At 40.7% G+C, this 24,891-nt stretch carries 20 protein-coding genes; 13 read left to right on the top strand and 7 right to left on the bottom strand.

All coding sequences use genetic code 11. The features are described from left to right. Positions 1–43: 43 nt before the first annotated feature. Positions 44–436 (bottom strand): DUF6769 family protein, encoded by a 393-nt coding sequence (locus NMU02_RS05655; RefSeq protein WP_255026436.1) that lies wholly within the window; start codon positions 434–436, stop codon positions 44–46. A 704-nt stretch (positions 437–1,140) separates the two neighbouring features. Here NMU02_RS05655 and NMU02_RS05650 point away from each other — a divergent pair. The 7 genes from NMU02_RS05650 to NMU02_RS05620 all read left to right on the top strand — a co-directional run bounded on the left by NMU02_RS05650 (position 1,141) and on the right by NMU02_RS05620 (position 7,095). Further along, the gene (locus NMU02_RS05650; RefSeq protein WP_255026434.1) at positions 1,141–1,959 is read left to right on the top strand and encodes a MotA/TolQ/ExbB proton channel family protein; all 819 of its coding nucleotides are present in this window, start codon (positions 1,141–1,143) and stop codon (positions 1,957–1,959) included. 19 nt (positions 1,960–1,978) lie between these two features. After that, positions 1,979–2,596 (top strand): ExbD/TolR family protein, encoded by a 618-nt coding sequence (locus NMU02_RS05645; RefSeq protein ID WP_255026433.1) that lies wholly within the window; start codon positions 1,979–1,981, stop codon positions 2,594–2,596. 11 nt (positions 2,597–2,607) lie between these two features. Further along, complete coding sequence (locus tag NMU02_RS05640) at positions 2,608–3,264, top strand: ExbD/TolR family protein (protein WP_255026432.1); 657 nt, start codon at positions 2,608–2,610, stop codon at positions 3,262–3,264. Positions 3,265–3,299: 35 nt separating this feature from the next. Then, positions 3,300–4,127 carry an energy transducer TonB gene (locus NMU02_RS05635; protein WP_255026431.1) on the top strand — a complete coding sequence of 276 codons (828 nt, stop codon included), beginning with the start codon at positions 3,300–3,302 and terminating at the stop codon, positions 4,125–4,127. A 103-nt stretch (positions 4,128–4,230) separates the two neighbouring features. Further along, positions 4,231–4,461: a hypothetical protein gene (locus NMU02_RS05630; RefSeq protein WP_255026429.1), complete on the top strand. Its 231-nt coding sequence runs from the start codon at positions 4,231–4,233 to the stop codon at positions 4,459–4,461. A gap of 14 nt (positions 4,462–4,475) precedes the next feature. Next, positions 4,476–5,435, top strand: coding sequence for a PstS family phosphate ABC transporter substrate-binding protein (locus NMU02_RS05625; RefSeq protein WP_435522014.1), 960 nt, complete (start codon positions 4,476–4,478; stop codon positions 5,433–5,435). 19 nt (positions 5,436–5,454) lie between these two features. Further along, positions 5,455–7,095 (top strand): tetratricopeptide repeat protein, encoded by a 1,641-nt coding sequence (locus NMU02_RS05620; RefSeq protein WP_255026427.1) that lies wholly within the window; start codon positions 5,455–5,457, stop codon positions 7,093–7,095. Positions 7,096–7,327: 232 nt separating this feature from the next. Here the strand turns inward: NMU02_RS05620 and NMU02_RS05615 are convergent, their stop codons facing one another. After that, positions 7,328–8,899, bottom strand: coding sequence for an Rne/Rng family ribonuclease (locus tag NMU02_RS05615; RefSeq protein WP_255026426.1), 1,572 nt, complete (start codon positions 8,897–8,899; stop codon positions 7,328–7,330). Positions 8,900–9,197: 298 nt separating this feature from the next. Beyond that, positions 9,198–9,470: an HU family DNA-binding protein gene (locus NMU02_RS05610; RefSeq protein ID WP_255026424.1), complete on the bottom strand. Its 273-nt coding sequence runs from the start codon at positions 9,468–9,470 to the stop codon at positions 9,198–9,200. A 314-nt stretch (positions 9,471–9,784) separates the two neighbouring features. Here NMU02_RS05610 and NMU02_RS05605 point away from each other — a divergent pair, with 314 nt between their 5' ends. Then, positions 9,785–11,056, top strand: a complete 1,272-nt coding sequence (locus NMU02_RS05605) for a hemolysin family protein (RefSeq protein ID WP_255026423.1) — start codon at positions 9,785–9,787, stop codon at positions 11,054–11,056. A 64-nt stretch (positions 11,057–11,120) separates the two neighbouring features. On the opposite strand, the gene NMU02_RS05600 is transcribed toward NMU02_RS05605, so the two are convergent. Both NMU02_RS05600 and mtnN read right to left on the bottom strand, forming a co-directional pair. Beyond that, the gene (locus NMU02_RS05600) at positions 11,121–11,672 is read right to left on the bottom strand and encodes a DJ-1 family glyoxalase III (RefSeq protein WP_255026422.1); all 552 of its coding nucleotides are present in this window, start codon (positions 11,670–11,672) and stop codon (positions 11,121–11,123) included. Between the two features lie 411 nt (positions 11,673–12,083). After that, on the bottom strand, positions 12,084–12,776 hold the full coding sequence (gene mtnN, locus NMU02_RS05595) for a 5'-methylthioadenosine/S-adenosylhomocysteine nucleosidase (RefSeq protein ID WP_255026420.1): 693 nt from the start codon (positions 12,774–12,776) through the stop codon (positions 12,084–12,086). A gap of 397 nt (positions 12,777–13,173) precedes the next feature. On the opposite strand from mtnN, the gene NMU02_RS05590 reads away from it, so the two are divergent. Next, entirely contained in the window at positions 13,174–16,269 is a 3,096-nt protein-coding gene (locus NMU02_RS05590; protein ID WP_255026586.1) for an ATP-binding protein, read from the top strand. Between the two features lie 568 nt (positions 16,270–16,837). On the opposite strand, the gene NMU02_RS05585 is transcribed toward NMU02_RS05590, so the two are convergent. After that, a complete protein-coding gene (locus NMU02_RS05585; RefSeq protein WP_255026416.1) occupies positions 16,838–17,533 on the bottom strand; it encodes a YiaD family glycine zipper/OmpA-like lipoprotein in 696 nt (231 codons plus the stop codon). A gap of 230 nt (positions 17,534–17,763) precedes the next feature. Between NMU02_RS05585 and aroC the strand changes: the two genes are divergently transcribed. Genes aroC through NMU02_RS05565 form a run of 4 tightly spaced genes read left to right on the top strand, consistent with a single transcriptional unit; the run spans position 17,764 to position 22,289 of the window. Further along, positions 17,764–18,837 (top strand): chorismate synthase, encoded by a 1,074-nt coding sequence (gene aroC / locus NMU02_RS05580; protein WP_255026415.1) that lies wholly within the window; start codon positions 17,764–17,766, stop codon positions 18,835–18,837. Positions 18,838–18,847: 10 nt separating this feature from the next. Further along, on the top strand, positions 18,848–20,206 hold the full coding sequence (locus NMU02_RS05575; RefSeq protein WP_255026413.1) for a dipeptidase: 1,359 nt from the start codon (positions 18,848–18,850) through the stop codon (positions 20,204–20,206). 2 nt (positions 20,207–20,208) lie between these two features. Further along, a complete protein-coding gene (mnmL, locus tag NMU02_RS05570) occupies positions 20,209–21,129 on the top strand; it encodes a tRNA modification radical SAM protein MnmL/YtqA (protein WP_255026412.1) in 921 nt (306 codons plus the stop codon). Positions 21,130–21,170: 41 nt separating this feature from the next. Continuing rightward, positions 21,171–22,289 carry a DUF362 domain-containing protein gene (locus NMU02_RS05565; RefSeq protein WP_255026411.1) on the top strand — a complete coding sequence of 373 codons (1,119 nt, stop codon included), beginning with the start codon at positions 21,171–21,173 and terminating at the stop codon, positions 22,287–22,289. 727 nt (positions 22,290–23,016) lie between these two features. On the opposite strand, the gene NMU02_RS05560 is transcribed toward NMU02_RS05565, so the two are convergent. Then, entirely contained in the window at positions 23,017–24,708 is a 1,692-nt protein-coding gene (locus NMU02_RS05560) for a leucine-rich repeat domain-containing protein (RefSeq protein WP_255026410.1), read from the bottom strand. Positions 24,709–24,891: the final 183 nt, after the last annotated feature.

Raw genomic sequence — 24,891 nt, 5'->3', positions numbered from 1 at the left:
AGACATGTAAATTTCATTATCGATTATAGTATAGATAATGTATTTATGCAATGCTAAAAGGTGGAGCACGCAGTCCCGAATGCCTAATAAGATGTTCGGGATGAAGCCTTTCCCGATATATTGACCATATTACGGTTCCGGGTAAAATTTTGCTAGTAAATAGAGACGAAATAAATTGTGGAAGTTCGCACACTGCGAATGATAAGAGTAATAAATTTATATGAATCTGGCGTTCAGGAGCCCGGTCGGCTTGGTGAAAACGGGCGATACAATTATTTTCACAAGGAGTTCCTGCATCTTGTGATTGCGGAATATGACCGTTAAGATGAATACATAAAAAACCGTTCTCATGATGATGATGAGGTACGACCGACAACGTCAACATGATGAAAGCAGCAATAAATAAGCAAGCTATCGGGATACGCTTTTTATTCATATTCTTTTAATTACCGACAAAGATAGTTACAAAAATGTACTCCCGGGAAGAAAATACTGTTGATTTGTTATTTTTAACAAAATGGATGGGTGTCTGCTTTTTTTTTGATCTTTTTGTAATAAGAAAAAGGTAATTGGTATCGTAAATGTCAGAATGTTGAGATGTTTTAATATTGTAATTCGTTATAAGTATGATAAGTAGTGAATTGTCTCGGAGTATATACTTTTTTTATATTTTTCATCGCTTAAAAAATCGATTTACATATATAGGCCGGGAGCATTAATTTTTTAAGTTTAAAACGGTAAAAAACCGATGGCGAGGCCTTGTAAAAAAAACTGATTATTTTTTTATCTGAAAATAATATACTAAATTTGGCCCACAAAAGATATTTGATTATTGTGCTTATTAGGGTAACCTTGATAAATATTATATGAAAAGCGCAATGAAACGGACCTTTTACCGTTTATTAGATGATTAAGGTAGAAAAGATTGACTGTATAGATAATACGTCGTTTGCAACCTTCTGAGAATAATTAGCGAAAAAGTGATCTTGAATATCTTGGAATTTAGTAGAAATATCAATAATTAATCTAACAATAAAAAAACGAAAACTCTTTAAATATAAAGAGCCGTCATATAATAGAAATTAACAATATTATCAAACAAATTTATTTAACAGTCAACCACTTAGAATTTTTTTTATTATGGAAACAAAAACAAAAGCACAAAAGAAAAAAACATTTCGTGGCATTGAGTCTGCATTCCTCGTGATCGTAGGATGTTTTATCGTTGCTGTTTGTATCTTTAAATTCGTTTTAGGAAATCCCGCAAACTTCATGGACGGAGATCCTTCCGGTCATCCTCTGCCTGGAAACATGTTAGGTACTATATATAAAGGGGGTGTTATCGTGCCCATTCTGCAAACATTATTCCTTACAGTTATTGTATTAAGTGTTGAACGTGCATTCGCAATCTCTAAGGCAAGAGGTAAAGGTAAACTGACAAAATTCGTTCAGAATATCAAAGTTGCTCTTAACGAAGGCGATATCGCTAAAGCACAGGAACTTTGTGACAAACAAGGCGGTTCTGTAGCCAGTGTTGTTACTTCGGTGCTTGCAAAATATGCCGAAATGGAGAAAAATGATTCTTTATCTAAAGAACAAAAACTGGCCAGTATCCAGAAAGAGGTTGAAGAAGCTACGGCTCTCGAATTACCTACTCTCGAAATGAACCTGGCAGTTGTCGCTACAATGACTACTTTAGGTACTTTGGTCGGACTGCTCGGTACTGTGTTGGGTATGATCAAATCATTTGCCGCTCTGGGTGCAGGTGGTGCCGTTGACTCGGTAGCGTTGTCGACCGGTATTTCTGAAGCACTTGTAAATACGGCGTTCGGTATCGCAACGGGTGCATTAGCTGTTATTTCGTACAACTTCTTTACCAGCAAAATCGATAAAATTACTTATGCTATCGATGAAGTTGGCTTTACCATTGTACAAACTTACGCTGCTACGCATAAATAATTAAAAGAGGAATTAGATTATGCCAAAAGTAAAAGTAAAAAGGAAGAGTACGCTCATCGATATGACCGCGATGAGTGACGTGACCGTGCTTTTGCTTACCTTTTTTATGTTGACTTCAACATTCATTCAGAAAGAACCTGTACAAGTATCGACCCCGTCGTCTGTTTCGGAAATTAAAATACCCGAAACGAATATATTACAGATTTTGGTCGATCCCAGCGGAAAGATTTTTATGAGTCTCGACAAGCAGGACGATCGGGTAGCGGTTTTGGAAGAGGTAGGCAAACAGTACAATGTCGAATTTACTCCTCAAGAGATACAAAATTTTAAACTCATGAATTCGTTCGGGGTACCCATTAAACAAATGAAATCATTTTTGGATCTGCCTACCGATAAGCAGGATATGATCCTCAAAGATTACGGTATACCCATCGATACGACGAGCAATCCCAGTAATGAGTTTAAGGCTTGGGTAAAAGCTGCCCGGGCACAGAATAGAGATTTGAGAATAGCTATTAAAGCGGACCAAGCGACACCTTATCCTAAGATTAAGAATGTTATGTCTTCTTTACAGGATCTTCGTGAAAACCGTTATAATCTGATTACATCGCTTAAAACGATATCAGAAGATAAATAAAAAATATCAGTATGGCAGAAATAGAACAAAAAGACTCGGGGAAAAAGAAGGGTAAGCAGAAAAAAATGAGTATCCGGGTAGACTTTACTCCCATGGTCGATATGAATATGCTTTTGATTACGTTCTTTATGCTGTGTACATCGTTGAGCAAGCCCCAGACAATGGAGATAAGCATGCCTTCGAATGACAAGAAGATTACAGAGGCTGAACAGAATAAAGTGGCCGCATCTCGTGCGATTACGTTGATTTTGGGTGATAAGGATCTGGTATATTATTATACCGGTGAACCGAATTATGAAGATTATACCAGTCTGAAACAAACAACGTATAATGCCGATGGGCTAAGGGCGATGCTTCTTAATCGAAATAAAGAGGTAGTCGAAAAGATGAAAGTATTGAAACAGAAAAAACTCGATAAGCAGATTTCGGAAGAAGAATATGAAAAGGAAGCTTCTGAAATCAGGGATTCCAAGACAGCCCCGATTGTAATGATCAAAGCCTCGGACGAATCTACATATAAAAATCTTATCGATGCTCTTGACGAGATGCATATTGCCAATATTAGCAAATATGCGATTGTAGATATGGCAGAAGGAGATAAGTTTCTGTTGAAGAACTACGAACAAAAAGGTGGTTTAACAGAACAGATCGACCGGACTAAGAAATAAACAAAAACTAATCGAATACTAAAAAACAGAAGAAAATGGCTAAAATAAATTTAACTTCTCAGGAATGGATCGATATGGTTTTTGAGGGCCGTAATCAGGCCTATGGTGCTTATGAAATGCGCAAGGATACTCCGAAACGTCACAATATTGCAATGGTGATCGTGATTATCGTAGCTATCTTTGCATTTACAATGCCCGCTTTAATCCGTTTCGTGACTCCCGAAAAAACACAGGAGGTTATGACCGAAGTTACGACTTTAACGAAACTTCCCGAAGCTGAGGTAAAGAAGAATGAGGAAGTAAAACCTATACAGGAAGTTGCGCCTCCTCCTCCTTTGAAAAGCTCTATTAAATTTACACCTCCTGTCATTAAAAAAGACGAAGAGATAAAGCCTGAAGATGAAATTAAGTCTCAGGACGAATTGCAGAAAAACGATAAAGTAACCATTTCTATCGCCGACGTTAAAGGTAATGACGAAATTAACGGTAAGGATATTGCCGATTTTAAAGAAGCAATTGCTCCCGAAGTTAAAAAAGAAGAGGTACAGAAACCGTATACTGCAGTAGAACAGATGCCTCAGTTCCCCGGTGGTGAAGCCGAGTTGATGGCATATATTCAGAAAAACCTGAAATATCCCGTAATTGCAGCCGAGAATGGTATACAAGGACGTGTCGTAGTACGTTTCGTTGTTGCCAAATCGGGTGAAATACAGGATGTGACGGTAATCCGAGGTATCGATGCTTCTTGTGATAAAGAAGCCGTAAGGGTAATCAAATCGATGCCCCGCTGGATCCCCGGTAAACAAAACGGAAATACGGTTCCGGTATATTTTACCGTTCCGGTTCTGTTTAAACTTATGTAATCTTGGTTTGTTATATAACAAGATGAAATAACATTATACTCCGCAATCTGATATCTTAGGATAGACAGGTTGCGGGTATTTTAAATTAAATACCTTTCTTATTATGGAGACAAATAACGAGCCTCAGGGAAATAAACAACGTAAGTGGAATGCCGGGTATATTTTCGGTATATTCATGGTTCTCATATATTTGGGAATGGCATATTTACTAGTATTCACCCCTTTATTTGAGCGAAATTTCGCCCCTGTTATCCGTTATGGTTTCGGAGGGGTATTTGTAATTTACGGCATTTACCGTGCTTATCGCCTGGTTAAGGCTAATCGTGTAAATTAAAAGGAGATTAAGCTATGAAAAATATATTTAAATCAATAGCCGTAATATTGTTTATAATGTCGGTTTCTTATAGTTTTACATCCTGTGGGCCTGCTCAGAAAAAAGAAGCGAGTGATACACCTACTTCAGGCGTAATAAAAATTAGTGCTGACGAATCTTTCGAACCCATTATTCAGCAAGAAATCGATGTGTTCGAATCGTTATATCCTAAAGCGGGGATTGTTCCTGAATATGTAAGTGAAGTGGATGCGATTACATTATTGATTCGCGATAGCGTACGGTTGGCTGTTACTACCCGGGTATTGACCCAACAGGAAGAAGAAACTTTACATGCAAAAAAATTATATCCGAAGACAGAAAAGATTGCTATTGACGGAATCGCTCTTATTGTGAATAAAGAAAATACCGATACTTTGATTACGGTAAATGATATTGAAAAAATTCTTACAGGTAAGATTACCCAGTGGAAACAATTGTATCCCAAATCGAAATTGGGCGAAATACAGATGGTTTTTGATAATGCCAATTCAAGTACGATACGTTATGCTATCGATTCTATTTGCAAGGGACAAAAATTATCTGATAAATTAAGAGCTCAAAAAAATAATAACGATGTGATCGATTATGTTGCTCAAGTTCCGAATGCGATTGGTGTAATTGGTGCGAGCTGGATCGGTAATAGAAGCGATACGACTCGGTTGTCTTTTTCTGAAAGAATAAATGTAATGGCGGTGAGTAGTGACGATTTTGCTAATAATGCGAATAGTTATAAACCGTATCAGGCGTATCTTGCTATGGGATTATATCCTTTTACACGAAATGTTTATATAATTTCAACAGATCCCAAAACCGGATTGCCTTCAGGATTTACTAAATTTGTTAGTACCGACAGGGGACAGAAAATTATTCTGAAGAGCGGGATGGTACCGGCTACCCAGGTAATCCGTATTGTTAATGTACGAGACAATTTATAATAACTAAAATCTTATATGTATGAGACTTAAATTTCTGTTACTTTCATCGCTCATTTTCATCGGAGGGATGGCTGCTACGGCCCTTGGGGCGAGTTATACCGACGGTATAGAATATTTTAAGGCCGGTCAGCCCGAACGTGCCAAGATTATACTCGAACGCACATTTAATGACCCTGCGACAAATAAAGCCGAAGCTTGTTATTATCTGGGTGAAGTTTATTCGAAAATGAATAAGAATGACTCCGCTTCTTATTATTATAAAATGGGGTTGGCTGCAGATCCTACCTATGTATTCAATAAGATCGGTGAGGCTAAATTGCTGATGAAAAGCAATCTTAAAGAAGCAGAATCGATGATAAAAGATGCACTGAAGGAAAAAATGTCGAAAAAAAATCCGGCAGTTTATTTGGCTGTTGCACAAGCTTATTATCAGAATCTGATTCCGGAGTACCAAAAATATCTTGATAAAGCGTTGGATTATGATAAGAAATTCGCTGAAACGTATATGTTCGAAGGGGATATTTTGGTAGACAGACAGCAATATGGTGATGCTGCGGGATATTATGAAATGGCTATAAATTTCGATCCTAACTGTGTGCCTGCTTATGTGAAGTATTCAAATATATATTTCCCTATCAATGCCCAGTCAGCTATTCAGAAACTTGAAACTTTACTTCAATTGGCGCCTAATTCGGCTTTAGCTCAGCGGGAAATGGCAGAGGCATATTATAAAAACGGCCAGTATGGAAAAGCTGTAGATGCTTATGGATTGTATATGTCGAATCCTAATCATTTCGACTCGGACCAGGCACGTTATGGAGCTTTACTGTTTTTCGATAAAAAATACGAAGAATCTCTTGATTTAATAAATAAAGTTCTCGAAAGTGATCCTGATAATTTCGTAGCAAAGCGTTTGGCTATGTATGATAATTACGAATTGAAGAGATATGCAGATGGTGTTGCTGCTGCTGAAAAGTTCATGAGCTCTCCTAATAATCCCCAATTTAATAGTCGCGATTATTTGACTTACGGATATTTGTTGATTAAAAACGATCAGCCCGATAAAGCTGTTTCGGTATTTGAGAAAGCAATTGCGATAGAGCCTACTAATCTCGATTTATATAAAGAATTGAGCGATGCATATCGTAGTGCAGGTGATTATGTGAAAAGTGCAGATGCATATAATGAATACATGAAGCTCGATTCTGCTAATGTTCGTGTTCAGGACTATTTTATTTTAGGTGGTGCTTATTATCAGGCAGCTGCGACGGCTGCTGATTCTACCGATGTAGAAAAGGCCGAAAAAACACGTCTTTATCTTGCTGCAGATAGTTTGTTTAAAATTGTAATAGAAAGAGCTCCCGAAGATTACCGTGGACATTTATGGAGGGCAAGAGCTAATGCCGGTCTCGATCCTGAAACGACCATGGGTACGGCAAAGCCATATTACGAAGCGGCTATGGCGATTCTTGAAAAAGATAATAATAATCCTAGAGCATTGGTAGAATGCTATAAATATCTCGGTTATTATAATTACTTGAAAGAGCATGAAAATAATGTAAAAGGCTTCCCTCAGACTCGCTTCTATTGGGAAAAAGTATTGACTGTAGATCCGGAAGCAGCCGATATAAAGGGGGCTTTAGAACAATTGCCTAAGTAAATTATAGTATTAATATATATGAAGCCTGCTTGACATTTCGTCATGCAGGCTTTTTATTTCTATTAAATAATAAGATAGTGAAATAATGCGTTATTTATCGTTTTTTATCACATTATAGGGAAATGCTAAATCTTAGTATAAAACGGTCTTAAACAGGCTGAAAAAGCCCCGGATACTATACTACTGGTATCCGGGGCTTTCAAGATTTTACGGTTGTAAAGTAATCTCGGTCTTACTTTATTTCAATTTCTTCTTTCAGATCGATCTCTTCATTATTTTTATCGTAAAATTTATATTCGAGAAATGCGAGAGACTGATCAGGCACTAATTTGAAACCGAAAGTGTATTTACACTTCCATTGCCATTTAAGGGAATAAAAACCCTTATTTATAAATGCTGCGATAAAAGGGTGCACGTGTAACCGGAAATTTCTGATTTTCAGTTTGTTTACCATATATGCTATTTTGTCTTCAAGGCGGTCGGTAAAAAGAAGAGAAGGAGGAATAGTACCTTTACCGAAGCAGGTAGGACAGTTTTCGGTTGTAGTGATATCAAGTGCCGGCCGCACACGTTGCCGGGTTATTTGCATCAGACCGAATTTACTTAAAGGCAATATGTTATGTTTTGCCCTGTCTGCCGCCATCAATTCGCGCATATGGTCATAAAGCTTTTGCCTGTTTTCTGCTTCCTGCATATCGATAAAGTCGATAACGATAATGCCACCCATATCACGTAAACGCAATTGGCGGGCGATTTCTTCTGCAGCATGCATATTTACATCGAGAGCGTTGCTCTCTTGATCATTAGTCGCTTTGGATCGGTTTCCGCTATTTACATCGATTACATGCAAAGCTTCTGTATGTTCTATGATCAGGTATGCACCGCTTTTAAACGATACGGTTTTACCGAACGATGACTTTATTTGTTTTGTAATCGAGAAATTATCAAATATGGGTAATTCCCCTTTGTATAGCTTTACGATGTCTTTCCGTTCGGGAGCGATCAGGCTTACATAATTGTATATTTGCTGATAGACTAATTCGTCATTTACGTGGATACTTTCAAATGATGTGTTGAATATATCCCGTAGTACTCCGACCGTGCGTCCCGTTTCTTCGAATATGAGCGATGGTGTTTTGGCTTTTTGGAGTTTGACGAGTGAATCTTCCCAGCATTTTACCAATGTTTTTAATTCATTATCTAATTCAGCGACTCGTTTGTTTTCGGCAACTGTACGTACGATTACCCCAAAGTTTTTAGGCTTTATGCTTTGGATCAGTTGCTTGAGTCGCGCTTTTTCTTCGTTTGATTTTATTTTTTGAGACACCGATACTTTGTCGGCAAAAGGAATAAGCACGAGAAAACGCCCTGCAAAAGATATTTCGGCAGTTAATCGGGGACCTTTAGATGATATAGGTTCTTTGGCAATCTGCACCAGAACTTCTTGGCCTACTTTAAGTACATCTCCTATCGTACCTTCCTTATCGATATCGGGTAGCATATTGAATTTGCTGATCGATAACAATTTTTTCCGGTCAGACAGGGATTGTTTGATAAATTTGGCACAGGAATTAAATTGAGCCCCTAAATCGAGATAATGAAGAAATGCATCCTTTTCATAACCTACATCAACAAATGCAGCATTTAGTCCTGGCATGAGTTTCTTAACCTTTCCCAAATAAATATCGCCGACCGAGAACGATATATTACGAGCTTCTTTTTGTAATTCTACTAAACGTTTGTTTTCGAGAATTGCAATAGAAACCTCTTTGGATTGGACGTCAACTACAAGTTCACTGGACACGATTATTTTATTTTTAGGTTACAAAAATAAAGATTAAAATTTATGACTTTTATAAGTAGAAACATTTCTTATAAAAGCACAAAGAACAAACTTAGAAAAATAACTCTTTAATAAGTTTGTTCTTTTGTTTCTCCTGTAAATATTTTAGAGAATACAGACTATTTTATTTTTTCTTCTTGTGTCTGTTCTTTCTCAGTCTTTTTTTGCGTTTGTGAGTGGACATTTTATGCCCTTTTCTTTTTTTTCCGCTTGGCATGATTTTATGCTTTTTAAATTAATAATACTTTGTAACTATAATTTATTTCACGTTGCTCATAAATGTCTTTGCCGGTTTAAATGCCGGAATGTTGTGCTCGGGAATAATTATGGTTGTGTTCTTTGAAATGTTTCTGGCTGTTTTCTGAGCTCTTTTCTTAACGATAAAGCTACCGAATCCTCTTAAATAAACGTTGTCTCCATCACTCAGTGATTTTTTAACAGTTTCCATGAATTGTTCAACTGTTGCAAGAACGATGGCTTTTTCAATACCCGTGTTTTTTGAAATCTCGTTCACAATGTCTGCCTTAGTCATCTTTTTACAATTTTATTATGATTATATTATTTATGTTTTAATTTTTTGGCTTGCAAATATATAGCTTTTTCCGGTACTAAAAAAATGAAATGATATATTTTTATGAAAACTGTATAGTTCTCAGCCGAAAAGCACTTGCAAATATCGTAATTATTTTTGAAACAGCCTTCTTTGGGATGAATATTAATGTATTTTTTTTAGACAGGTAAAGCGTACCATATTTTATAACATAAATTGCCGAATATTCAGTAAAAAAATAATGTGTTTTGTTTTATTCTTTTTATCTTTAAACCGCTAAAATTGTATAAACTTCGATGGAAATTTTTATTATCGTTTTTCTTATTCTTTTAAACGGGGTATTATCGATGTCTGAGATTGCTTTGGTTTCTGCGCGAAAATCGAGACTCGAAACAGATGCTAAAAAAGGTAGTAAAGCGGCTCGTACGGCTTTACGTTTGGCCGAAGACCCCGATAAGTTCCTTTCAACCATACAAATTGGTATTACTCTTATCGGTATTCTTACCGGTCTTTATTCAGGTGAATCTTTTGCCGGAAATTTCGGCGTTTTTCTCGAACGCTTTATTCCTGCGGCTTATTCTGTTGCAGTGGCAAAGATCATAATTGTAACGGTAGTAACGTACCTTACTTTAATTATCGGTGAGTTGGTACCTAAACGTATCGGCATGGCTGCAGCTGAGAGAGTGTCCCGCTTAGTGGCTCCGGCTATGAATTTTTTATCGAAGATTGCTTCTCCTTTTGTATGGTTACTTTCGAAAAGTACGGCAGCAATGCTTAAATTACTCGGGCTTAATGATCGAAATGATAATAAAGTAACCGAAGACGAGATAAAAGCCATTATAAGAGAAGGTACTGAGGACGGTGAAGTTCAGGAAGTAGAACAAGATATTGTCGAACGGGTTTTTAACTTGGGAGACCGTAATGTGGGGTCTATTATGACGCACAGAAATGATTTGGTATGGCTCGATATCAGTTGGCCGCCCGAAGAAATTAACCGGGTGATATTGGCTAACTTGTTTCATGTTTACCCGGTATGTGAAGGCCGTATCGATAATATTCTCGGGGTGGTTACTTTGAGAGATTTGATTGATAAGGTGGATAAAGCAGATTTCGATCTGAGTATATTATTGAAAACACCCAATTATATGCCCGAAACCCTTAGCGTTTATAACGGTCTTGAAAGGATGAAGCAAGAACGGCTAAAATATGCGTTGGTTACCGATGAATTCGGTAGTATACAGGGGATTGTAACTTCGAGTGATATTATGGAGGCTCTTATCGGAGTACTTCCCGATCCGGGAGAAGAATTGGATATTGTTGTGAGAAGCGATGGTTCTTGCCTGGTAGACGGGCAATGCTCGTTTTATGATTTTTTGGCATATTTCGATATGGAAGAACTTTATCCTGATTATAATTACAATACGTTAAGTGGATTGATTCTCGGGATTTTACAACACATACCGGCTACGGGTGAACAACTCGAATGGATGAATTTTAAACTTGAGATCGTCGATATGGACGGGGCGCGAATCGATAAGGTTTTGGTTAAGAAAGATGATCTGAAATAAAAAATAATCGCCGCAAAAAAAGCTTATCGACCATTTCTGCGGCGATTATCCCAACAAAACATTTTCAATCTACAAGAAGCATTTCTTTTGCTACTTTTTTGGCTGTTTCGTCTCCTAACGCCTGTTTTATAATTGCCAAAGCAAACTCGGGAGCCACACCCGGTCCCTTACCGGTGGTGATATTTCCCGATATTTCTACCGGATTACCGGTACAGTCTCCATTTTGTAAATGAGATTCGAAGCCGGGATAACAGGTTGCTTTACGTCCGTTGAGTAATCCCATATCTCCTAAAATCGAGGGAGCAGCGCAAATAGCCGCTATTTTTCCATTATTTTTATAATGCTCTTTTAAGAGAGTTTTCAACAGTTTGAATTCACCTAAATGTTTGGTCCCTGGCATACCACCGGGTAAAATCAACCAATCGATATCGGTAATGCGATTCGGTTCAAAAAGCATATCGGCAAGCACGGTAATGTTGTGAGCTCCTTTTACTTCTTTTTGAGATGTAATAGAGACGGTTTTTATCGCCATTCCGGCACGACGTAACATGTCGATTATGGTCAGTGCTTCTATTTCTTCAAAGCCTTCGGCCAGAAATAAGTAAGATGTTTTCATAGAAATATTTATTAAATGAATACCTATTTATATTATCGTATTAAAGTAATATTAAAGATTACAGGTTTGTGCCTGTTAACAAATATACTGGTTTTACCTTAAAAGAAAAAGAGTGTTGGTCGGAACTTAATGCTTGCTAACACTCTTTTTTATAAATTAGTGAGCCGGTTTTATTGTAGATTTTCAACGGTTTAACAAAACCGTTTGAGGAATAAATATTTAGCGGAGTATTTGAGGAATTTTAGTAAAGATTTAGCTACCGTGCGAATTTTAGTGATTTACGGTGCTATGCTGTCACATAATTCTTTCAGAACACAAAAATATAACATATATTGGAATGTACAAATATCGATGAATGTATTTTATTATAAATCATTTATTATCAATTGTATATGTCTTTGAAATTCATATTTATTTTCCTTCTAATAAACTCAATATCCCTAATGCGATTCCGGCAGATATTTCGGAAGCTACCTCGCAATTCTTTTCAAAATTTTCCATACCTTTATGTGTAGAAGTATCCGTGATTGTCCTGACGCTTAAAAATGGAATTCTATTTACATGACAAACATGAGCGATACTTGTTGTCTCCATATCAACCGAAAGTGGAGCATACTTTTGATTGATTTTATCCCTATTCTCATCATCAATAAATTGTTCTCCGGTAGCCATCGTACCGAATAAAACCGGATACATTGCAGTTGAGCTGTATTCACGAGCAATGGCGAGCAAAGCTGGATCTGCAAAAAAATAATTGCTTTCCAGCCAAGGATGATATTCTGTCAGAATATCATCGGATACATCGTGGTAAACCATCCGTTCGGATATGATAGTATCGAATAACTGAATGTTTGAATCAATTCCTCCAGCAACTCCGGCATTGATGATGGCATCTACATGGAAAAAATCAATCAGCAATTGAGATGCAATTGCTGCATTTACTTTACAAACACCACTATACACCATGATAGCATCGATTTTCCCAATTCGGCCGATATGAAATTCCAACATTGCTTTTTTTATGGTCTGGTGCGGATGGATGCTATTTAAAAATGGCATTAATTCAGTATCACTGGCGCATAATATTCCTATTTTTTCTTTCATGTCATTAGTTGGGTTATAAATATATATATTTTTCCATGCCTTCTGACTATATGCAAAGTTACATAAAAACACTGTTGATCACGAATGAAGAACTTCATTTTTTTAGATTTTCAATGTTCTGATATAAACGTATGAAAAATAGATATTTAGCAGATTATTTGAGAAGCAGAGATAACGATTTAGCAACCGTGCGATTTTAGTACTATGCTGTAAAAAACTATCTTTATATCCGAAGAGAGTTTTTTAGAAGGAATGATAAATGCTTCCCGTTTTTTTAATATAAAAAACGAATATCGATGAAAAGACCGATATCCGTTACCTGAATATTTTTACTTTGAAGAACAATTTTTTATATTATCTTTACATATTTATTATATATTATAATTTCAACAGATTGATGCGCATTCTATTCATTTTATTACTGCTGTTTTCCGTGTCTGTCAATCAGGTATTTGCAGAATCGTCCGAACATGAAGATTATGTCCTGGTTTTGAATTCCTATACCGAATCCACTTACTGGAGCACCGAGATCCGGAAAGCAATGGAAAAAGAGATCCGTGCCGCCAACGGTAAAGTCGATGTTTTGGTCGAACACATGATTGCCCTCAGATGGGATACTCCCGAGCAGGTAGAGGCTTATAAAAAGAAGATTTTCTCGCGTTACCGCAAACGCCCCAGGGCGGTCGTTTTTTTAGGCGAGACCAGCTCTATGCTCATCGGAGAGGACGTTACAAAGCGATGGGACGATATACCGTGCGTGTTATGCGTAGAGACCGATTACACTTGCCGTCCTGGCCAGTTCAGTCTGTCAAAAGCCATCCCCGAAGAGCAGCGCATATCGTGGACTGAGGCGCTGAAAGATGTGAATGCAACCGTTGTGTACGACCCGGTTTACCTGGATAAGAATATATCCCTGATGCGAAGGATGTTGCCGGATATGAAGAAACTGCTGTTCATTATCTGCAAACGGCCCGTGGGACTGGAACTGGCCCGTCAGTCCCGTGAACTGATGGCAAAGTCCTATCCCGATATCGAGGCGGAATACCTGATTCCCGGTGATATCTCCATGGATTCGCTGGTCAGGCGGGTAAAGAGTGCCGGCCCGGAGTACGGCATCCTGTTTTATTCCAGCCACACGACCAGCCGCTCCGGGATCGACGTTTTGATTATGACGCAGTTGTACAAGATCCTGGGCGGATATACAGACTTACCCATATTCTCACTGACTCAATATCCGGTGGTTCATTCCGATATGGTGGGCGGTTATTTCGCTTCGCAGGAGAAGGTCGGGATTCAGTTGGGAAAAACCGTTTCCCAAATTCTGGACGGGAAGGCCGCCCGGGACATCCCGCACCAGAAAGCGGGTCCCCCGTTCTATGAGTTCAATTATCCCGCATTACTGGCCGCTAATCTGTCGCCGGGGGATTGTCCGCCACACAGCCTGTTCTTTCAGCGGCCGCCCTCTTTCTGGCAGGCCAACAAGCATATCGTATTGCTCTGTGCCATGGGCCTTATCGTGCTCATCCTGCTCATCCGTTACCGCTCCATACGGAAAATCCGCAATATACAGGCCGCACAACTGAAATTGCGGGCGGATTACAGTGTTCTCTTCCGGAATATGCCGGTCGTTTATATGAAATTACAATTGCGGAAATATTCCAGCAGTGAGATTGCGGATTATCGTATTATGGAAGTGAATCCCTGTTTTGAGAAACACTTTGAATCTGGAGATAAGTGTATGGGTCGTATGATCAGCGAAATTTTCCCCGATCAGTTTTCCGAGTGGAGCGAACTTTACCAGTTGGTGGTCCGGGATAAGCGGGAAATATTATTCCAATATTATCACAAGCAGACGAATGAGCATTTTAGCGTCATTGCAGTTCCGTCATCTCAGGATGGGGATATCGATGTTTTCTGGATGGACAATACCGAACTGGCTCATATACAACAACTGTTGCAGAAAGTCAACGGCAAACTGGCGATGGTGTTGGATGTGGCGAATATCGTCCCTTGGCGCTGGGATCTGGAAAAGGGAACGATATTGTGCGATATCAATCGCCCGATTGAATTGAGCGGACAGGAGAACGCCGATGAGGAACATCTTTCGGTGCCAGACTATCAGTATTTTGCAAAGATTTGCAGGGAAGACCGGGAACGGGTGAAACAGGCATACCGCGAATTGATCGAAGGAAAAACCAATAAAATAAAAATGGAGTATCGTGTATTCAGGCAGAATAACGGCAAGAAGGAGTTTGATTGGGTAGAGGGACAGGCGGCGGTCGATAGGCGGGACAGCAACGGTCGCCCTTTGTCATTGATCGGTTCGTCACTGGTTATCAGTGAGCGTAAACGTATGGAAGCCGACCTGATTTCGGCTAAGGAGAAAGCTGAAGAGTCCAATCGGTTGAAATCCGCATTCCTCGCCAATATGAGCCATGAGATTCGTACTCCGTTGAATGCTATTGTCGGATTCTCTGGAGTTTTGGCGGATGAAAAAGAGGATACGGAGAAACAAAGGTATGTGAGTATTATTGAAAACAATAATGAATTATTGTTGCAATTGATCGGAGATATTCTCGATTTATCGAAAATCGAAGCCGGCACATTGGAGTTTGTCTATTCCGATGTGGATATAAACCATATTATGGAAGAATTGCGGATTGCCTTTGAAACGCGGGTGGATGAAAATAATGTTAAGCTCGAATTGGACAAAGGGCTGGACGACTGTTATGTGCATACGGAAAAGAATCGTCTGACACAGGTAATCTCGAATCTGTTGACCAATGCCGCGAAATTTACGAAAAACGGAACGATCCGGTTCGGGTATCGTTTGCAAAATCAGGATTTCCTCTATTTCTACGTTAAGGATACCGGCTGCGGTATTCCCGGAAATAAGCTGGATTCTGTTTTCGGGCGCTTCGTGAAACTTAATGCCTTTGCTCAAGGAACAGGGCTCGGACTATCTATCTGCAAGACGCTCGTTGAAAAGATGGGCGGTCAGATCGGCGTGGAGTCGGAAGAGGGACGAGGGGCTTTGTTTTGGTTTACCGTACCTTATCAGCGTAGCGTGAGAAAGGACACGCCGGTTTATGACATCCAGCCATTGAAAATAGAGAAGGAAAAGTTAATGGTATTGATCGCTGAGGACAATGTGGATAATTACGAATTGTTCCAGTCTATTCTGGGGCAAGAATACCAGTTGCTTCATGCCTGGAACGGCGAAGAGGCAGTTACCATGTTCAAGCAATATAGTCCCCATATCGTTCTGATGGATGTGAATATGCCGGTAATGGACGGCTATGAGGCAACCCGGAGAATCCGTGAACTATCGGACAGCATACCCGTAATCGCCGTTACCGCCTACGCTTTCGCCGATGACGAACAGCGAATGCTTTCCAACGGCTTCGATGCCTATATACCCAAGCCTATCCAGGCCGTTAAGTTGAAAAAACAAATGGTGGAACTGATTCGCACCCGGATGATATTCATGTAAGATGGCCGGCTATTTACCAAACATAAAGGCAGAATACTTTCGCCATCGGCATTATATTTACAAAAGATGATGTTCTGGGGCTGAATACGGCAAACCTGTGAACCCCAAAAAGACAAACAAATCCATCGCAAGTTCGTGGTTCAGGCCCTTCATTGGTGCGTTCATGAACGTCTGTATTTTTTTGAGTAAGATAAGTTTTATTGACGTTTACGGGAAGTTGATATACTCCGCAAAGGGATTAAACGACAGACGACCGTCGTTTCACACGGGGAAACGTTTTTTTTTCTTCACGTAAAATAATACTTTGAGAGTAGCATAACTTACTCTTTTGGGGGTTAAAAAAAATAAGTTACAGTGAGTTGCCGACAGCTATGCAAATTAGCGAAAACCGCAGTGAAAAATTTGTTTAGCAAGAAATCTGCACCTATTACGGGAGCAATTAAGTGGTAACTGAACTCTGTGCAATTTGGCTTTTAGTTGGCTCTACGCTATAGAAGAATAAAGCGTAACGAACTTTTTTCCAGCTATTTCGCTACGCTTTATTCAGATTTACTTTCCCGCTATGTGTTTATTTTAGTGTTCCTGCTTCGGCTTGTTTAATCATGTTTTCGTTTGCCGTAATATAAATATCTACCCGTCTGTTTTGTGCTCTTCCTTCAACTGTGGAATTATCCGCAACCGGTTCATAATAAGATTTTCCGGCAACTGTCATACGATTTGTAGATATACCGTTTTGGTTGAGAAATGTAGCCACAGCTTGTGCGCGTTGGGTCGAGATTCGTTCGTTTACAGCGTCAGTACCCGTATTATCGGTATGGCCCCATATGGTGATATCAGTTTCGGGATTATTGACAAGAGAAACTGCAAAATCACGTAATGCTGTTTGTGATTTACTGCTTAAACTAACACCATTGGTGGGAAATAAAATACCGCTTGAGAAAGTTACTTTTACCCCTTGTAAACCATTGGCATCGGTTACCGTTTCTACTTCGGCACCCTGTATTTTTTCAAGTTCTTCTTTTTGCTTATCCATTTTACGGCCAATAAGAGCACCGGCTCCCGCACCTACAGCTACGCCTACAGCCGCACCTATAGCCGCCGATTTACCCTTGTCTTTTCCGATAAGAGCACCGAGTCCTGCCCCTAATGCTGCACCGCCCGATCCTCCGATTAACGAACCTTTTCCGGTATTGTTCATAGTACCGCAACTACTGAATAAAAGAGAGGCTGATAATAAAACAGCCATAAATCTTACATTTTTCATCGTTGTCTTGTTTTTGAGTTTATATAAGCATATAATAATGAATATTACAAGCGCAAAAATACCAATTTTGGATAAAAAGTTAAAGTAGATTAGTTTTATTTAGTTTAAAAAGTTAATTATTGGGAGGTAAAAACGTATTTTGTTCATTCTTTTGTCGGGAAATTGTTCTTTTTTTATCATTATTTTTTCATAAAAAGAAGTATCTTTACTTTGCTTAATTATAGAAACAGATGAATACATTCGGAACATTATTCAGGCTCACTTCCTTTGGTGAATCTCATGGTATTGGAGTTGGTGGAGTGATAGACGGTATGCCTGCCGGAATAGAAATAGATATGGATTTTATACAGCACGAACTCGACCGCAGGCGCCCGGGGCAATCATCTATTGTTACCCCTCGTAAAGAAAACGATCGGGTCGAATTTTTTTCCGGTATATTCGAAGGCCGTTCTACGGGTGCTCCTATCGGTTTTGTTATTTATAATGAAAATCAACATTCGTCCGATTATGATAATCTTCGTGAAACGTATCGTCCGTCGCATGCCGACTATACTTATGTTAGTAAATATGGGAATCGTGATCACCGTGGTGGAGGGCGCTCGTCGGCCCGGGAAACGATTGCGCGGGTTGTAACCGGTGCTCTTGCCAAGTTGGCATTGCGTTCGTTATCGATAGAAATAAATGCCTTTACTTCACAGGTAGGTGATGTTAAGTTACCCGGAGAGTATACCCAATACGATATCTCTCATGCCGAGTCGAATATCGTACGTTGCCCCGATGACGAAACTGCGATTCGTATGATAGAATTGATCGATGAGGTGCGTTCTCAGGGCGATACGGTCGGTGGGGTGATAACCTGTGTTGTACGTAACGTTCCTGTCGGGTTGGGCGATCCTGTATTCAATAAATTACATGCCGATCTTGGTGCTGCGATGCTCGGAATAAATGCAGTAAAAGGATTTGAGTATGGTATGGGATTTAACGGAGTACAGTATCGAGGTTCACAAATGAATGATGTTTTTACTGTCGATGGGGAAAAGGTTACGACGCTTACCAACCATTCGGGAGGTATACAAGGAGGAATATCCAATGGTGAAGATATTTATTTTCGGGTAGCTTTTAAACCGGTTGCGACTATATTGCGCGATATTCAGACGGTCGATGCATCAGGTCGTGAAGTTACACTGAAAGCGAAAGGCCGGCATGATCCGTGCGTATTACCCAGAGCAGTACCTATTGTAGAATCTATGGCTGCTATGGTCGTCCTCGATCATTATTTATTGAATAAAACAAAACATTTATAATTTTAATCCTATGAATGCAAAGGAATATATAACTGCTAATTCCGATCGATTTTATCGTGAGTTGTTTTCGTTACTGCGTATACCGTCGATAAGTGATAAGCCATCTCATAAAGGCGATATGTTGGCGTGTGCTAAACGTTGGGCAGAGCTGTTGCTCGAAGCGGGGGTAGATAAAGCGGAGATTATGCCTACATCGGCAAATCCGGTAGTTTTTGCCTCTAAAACGGTTAATGATAATGCTCCTACCGTTTTGGTTTACGGTCATTATGATGTGATGCCGGTAGAACCTCTCGAGTTATGGAAAAGCGATCCTTTTGAACCGGAGATAAGAGATGGGCGTATATGGGCTCGAGGGGCCGACGATGATAAAGGCCAGTCGTTTATTCAGGTGAAGGGTTTTGAAGCTGCGTTGAAAAGTGGATTATTACAATGTAATGTAAAATTCTTATTAGAAGGGGGTGAGGAAATCGGTTCTCCCGGTTTGGAGGATTTTTGCCGGGAAAATAAAGATCTATTGAAGTCAGATGTGATTTTGGTTTCAGATACCAGTATGGTAGCAAAAGAGACTCCTTCTATTACGACGGGATTGCGTGGTTTGGCATATTGGGAAATAGAAGTTACCGGTCCCAATAGAGATTTGCATTCGGGGATATTCGGTGGGGCCGTAGCTAATCCTATAAATATATTGTGTAAAATGATTGCCGATATTACCGATAAAGATGGCCGAATTACTATTCCTCATTTTTATGATGATGTAGAGGAAGTTTCAACGATCGAACGGGAAATGCTTGCTGAAGTTCCTCATAGTGATGAAGCGTATGCAGAGGCTATCGGAGTAAAGTCGCTTTTTGGAGAAAAAGGATATACGACACTCGAGCGTACAGCTATACGTCCTACGTTCGATGTTTGCGGAATTTGGGGAGGATATACGGCTGAAGGTTCTAAAACTGTGTTGCCATCGAAGGCTACAGCTAAAGTATCGAGCCGGTTGGTTCCGCATCAGCAACATGAAAAGATATCTAAATTGTTCATCGATTATATCGAACGTATTGCCCCCGATTACGTAAAAGTGAAAGTTACTCCGATGCACGGCGGTGAAAGTTACGTGTGTCCTATCGACTTACCGGCGTATAAGGCTGCCGAAAAAGCTTATACAAAGGCTTTCGAAAAGAAACCGCTGGCAGTACGACGTGGAGGAAGTATCCCGATTATTGCTTCGTTTGAAAAAATTTTGGGTACTAAAACGGTCTTAATGGGATTCGGACTCGAATCAAATGCAATTCATTCTCCCAATGAGAATCATCAGATCGAAGTGTTTGAAAAAGGAATAGAAGCTGTTATTGAGTTTTACAGAGAATTCGGTAAATAGGGATGGAAGAGAAACGATATAACGAATTCGGAGATTTTCTGAAAAGTCGTTTCCCGTTTAAAGTGCAGAAGATATCGGTAAATGCAGGTTTTACTTGCCCTAACCGGAATGGTGAAAAGGGCTGGGGCGGATGTACTTATTGTAATAATCAGACCTTTAGTCCGCAATATTGCCATACAGATAAAAGTATCGACCGGCAACTAAGTGAAGGAATTTCGTTTTTTCGACGTAAATATCCCGAGATGCGTTATTTGGCATATTTTCAGGCTTACACAAATACTTACGGAGATGTAGCGGATGTGATTGAAAAATATGAACAAGCTTTACGGTATCCGGAAGTAGTGGGTCTGATCATCGGTACACGGCCCGATTGCATGCCCGATGAATTGTTGGGTTATTTACGGGAGTTATCTCGAAAAGTATTTGTTCTGGTTGAATATGGCGTAGAATCTACTTTTGATGAAACGCTTATGCGAATAAATCGGGGACACCGGTATTCAGATTCTGTAAAAGCTATTTGTCGTACGGCAGAAGCCGGTATATTTACAGGAGCCCATATGATTATGGGATTGCCGGGAGAGTCGCGGAATATGATATTGCAACATGCCGTAAAATTGTCTGAGTTACCGTTGACGACACTTAAACTACATCAACTGCAACTTATACGTAATACCCGCATGGCGGCTGAATATAAAAAAGATCCCGAAGGGTTTCATTTATATCAGCTTGACGAATATATCGATTTGGTCGTGGATTTTATAGAAATGTTGCGGCCGAATATCATACTCGAGCGTTTTGTGTCTCAATCGCCCGATGAGTTATTGATTGCTCCCCGTTGGGGAATAAAGAATCACGAATTTACTGCACGTTTATTGCGTAAGATGAGAGAGCGGAATGCTTCACAAGGACGTTTATTTAAATGATATGTTAAAAAAGAAAGTGGTTTGTTGAAAAAATGATCTATATGGAAAAGTCAAAAGTTTATTTTACAAATTTACACACTACTCCCTCTTCCAATTTACTGGATAAAATGGAGCGTTTGGTCCGAAAGGCCGGTATTGCCGACATCGATTTTAATCATCAGTTTACAGCGATAAAGATACATTTCGGGGAGCCCGGCAATTTGGCCTATATACGACCTAATTATGCGGCTCGTATGGCCGATGTTCTGAGAGAAATGGGTGCAAAACCTTTTCTTACCGATAGTAATACCTTGTACTCGGGACACCGCTCTAATGCTGTAGACCACTTACAGAGTGCAATGGATAACGGTTTTAACCCCATATCGGCCAAATGTCAAGTGATTATTGCTGACGGCCTGAAAGGTACTGACTATCGTGAAATCGTGATCGATCAGGAATTTTGCCGTACGGCAAAAATCGGAACAGCGATTGCAGATGCTGATATTATCGTTACAATGAATCATTTTAAAGGACATGAGCAGACAGGCTTCGGTGGAGCGTTGAAAAATTTGGGGATGGGTTGTGCGAGTGTAGGTGGTAAGTTAGAATTACACTCCGCTTCGGCTCCCATAGTCGTTGCTGAAAATTGTCGTGGCTGCAATATCTGTGTAAAAAATTGTGCGCACGACGCGATTCATTTAAATATGGAACATATTGCGACTATCGATTATGAAAAATGTGTCGGTTGCGGGCAGTGTGTGGCGCTTTGTCAGTTTGATGCGGCGAAATTGGGAAAAGACGATACCTCGCAACGCCTAAATTGTAAAATCGCCGAATATACGTTGGCGGTATTGAAGGGAAAACCGCATTTTCATGTCAGTTTTATCATGAATGTATCGCCGGAGTGTGATTGCTGGAACCATAACGATGCAGCTATTGTTCCCGATTTAGGTATTGCGGCATCTTTCGACCCGGTCGCTTTAGATATGGCTTGCGCCGATTTGGTAACAGGTGCACCGGCCATTCCGGGCAGTAAATTATACGAAGCGCATAGTCATGATCATTTAGCGGGAAAGGATAAATTTACGTATTTGCATCCTGATACCGATTGGCGTGCCGGTCTTGAACACGCCGAAAAGATAGGCCTCGGGAATAGAGATTACGAGCTTATAAATGTTTGAAAAATATAAAAAAGATGAAAGCCCGAATGACTTATGTTGTTCGGGTAAATCTGTTTCTTAAAGAATTTATAAATGATTTTTAAATAAAAAATGCAGATTTGAGACAAATTATTGAAAATAAGCCATAGAGTATGACCTTGAAATAAGGTAGGTTATGCTTTAGCGAACGTGCAACTGCTGTGAATTGCCGCGCTTTGCATATTTTTCAAACAACTCTATACAAATATAGATCAAAACCGGATATGGCAAAAGATTTCCGCATTTTCTGATCCTTTCTCTCGCCTTTTCTCCAACAATAGTATAACCGTATAAAGGCTCCCCGCTTCGTAAGAAACGGAAAGATTTTCTTTTTCGGGCGGTGGCTCCGCCCCTTATATTGCGAATAGCGCAGGCACTATTCTTACCGTCTCGAATCTGCCTGATAATTCGTTTATCTTCATTTAACGGCATAAAATGAAGTGGCGGAAGCAAGCTACCTAAGCCCGACAAGGCCGGCGATACGCTTCACGAAATAGAGTGCACTCCTCATCAAGCAAGAAAAAAAAGCTTGCCGCAAGCATACTTGTAGCCGATACCACACAAACGTACTCGTAAACTCTATCCTATTGAATGATTTTTATGTTTTTCCTTCCTTGACAGACATTTGATAGTCGGAAATAGTTATGCCTACTATTTCCCGAAGCCGAACTTCGAGTCGGGTAAAGTTCAACTTCGGGAAAGGCGCGGATTACTGCTGCGCAAAGGTGATGCTATTCCATCTCATGAGTTCGCCGCTGGGCATCATAAGCCATTCGTTGCCGCTGAAGACTTGGGGGGTGGCATTGCCATCCTGCTTCTTGTCGGCGTTCAGCACGAGGTCGCACTTGGCGGGATTGAATGCGCTATCTCCGGAATGACCGTCTCTGTTGTGAAAAACGGCGATACGCTCTATACTGTTGGTACCATCACTTATGTCAACGAAATCTCCGGCTGCGGTGGCTTCTATCCGGGTGAGGCTGCGGCAGCCCGTTACGATATAAGTGCCGAACTGGGTACACTTCGGTATTTTGAGCGTTTCGAGGCCCGTGCATCCGTAGAAAGCCTCTTGGCCTATCGCAGTCACATTATCCAAAGCGAGCGTCTCCAATGAAGTGCATCCCCAGAATGCGTTTAGATTAATCCAGGTAACCTGCGAAAGATTCACCGTAGTCAGCGCAGCGCAACCTAAAAAAGCACCATTTCCGATTACCTTCATATCATCGGGCAGCGTCACCTCCTGCAAGGCGGTGCAATTCGCAAAGGCGACATCGGGTAGAGTTGGCGTTCTACCCCAGTCCGTCACTCCGGTGAGGTCGCATTTCGTGATTTTTTTATTATTGATAAACGTACCCCAGTTACCGCCAATTCCTGTTTTGTAAAGTTCGCCCGTCAGCTTGATTTCGGTGAAGCCTGCGGCGAGGGCGGCAAGGATAGTTAGCTGCGCTTCGTCGGCAGTCATAGAGGTCATGTCGATGTTGCCGGAAGTGGGGGGTGTGAAATTCTTCAGGCGCAGCTTGATTTGATGTTCCGCCGCCGGGTCGAGGTAAAGCTCGAAGTTGTCGCCGTACTTCTGATGCGGCTCTCCATAGAGGCTGACCGTTGACTCCGGATCCACTTTCAGACGGTCGCAGTCCGCCTGCGTCAGTTGGTAACCGCCAGCACCTTGGGCGATGGAGGTTACACCGATCGTGGTGAGAAGGAGTTGCACATCACCCGTGAGGGCTTTCGGAACGGAGATGAGGGGATAGGAGACGGCCGGGTAAAAATAGCAGCTTAGGTCTATGTAAGCCCCGGCAGCGGTCTTTCCCCCGTTCAGCACGAGGGTGGCGCCATACCAGACGCTTACACAGCACGAACCGCTGACTGCCGTGCAAGACAATTCGCAGCCGTCACCCAGTTCCAATGCCGCTTTCTCGCCGACAGCCACAATCATGGTTTTATATTGCCCGTTCAATGCCACGTCTTTGCCCAGCGTAATCCTGCCGTTGTAAACACCTACCGCGGCGTTCATACCTTGTCGGACCAGATTGATATTGGTGAGTTCTATATAAACGGCATCGGCGTCGGGGCTGGCATTGCCGAGGAAGTGGAAGTTGTTGTCTTCCCCTTCCCAGGTGAGGGTGTGGCCGCCGCCGTCTATCTTGAAGTGGCCGCTGCCGTTTATGGGAGGGTTGGTGTTGTCACCTCCCGCGGGTATCGTGATGTCGCCGCCCAGCGTGATGAGTGTAGGGGCGTCGGCCGAGGCGCCGCCCGTCTTCAGGGCTTCGAGGAGGGTGTCGTAGGTGGTGACGGTGATACCTTCCGGCACGGCATCCGACACCGCTACCGGATCATTGTCTTTATCGCACGCTGCCAGCAGCGCCACCGCCGACAAGAAAAGAGTCAAGAATTTCGCTTTCATAAGTTCTTTACAGTAATAAAATATTAATATTCGCTATTTAATAGCCATAAATTTACGTCACGGAGGGCATGGAGGCAAGGACGCGGGTGGTCTATTTGATGTTGTGGCGTGAAATAGACCGGTCTATTTCATTTTTTACACGAAATAGACCGCCTGATCCCCCGCAAAAACACGTTTGACGTT

Source organism: Coprobacter tertius (genome assembly GCF_024330105.1).
Classification (GTDB): domain Bacteria; phylum Bacteroidota; class Bacteroidia; order Bacteroidales; family Coprobacteraceae; genus Coprobacter; species Coprobacter tertius.
This window is presented reverse-complemented; position numbering and strand designations above follow the sequence as displayed.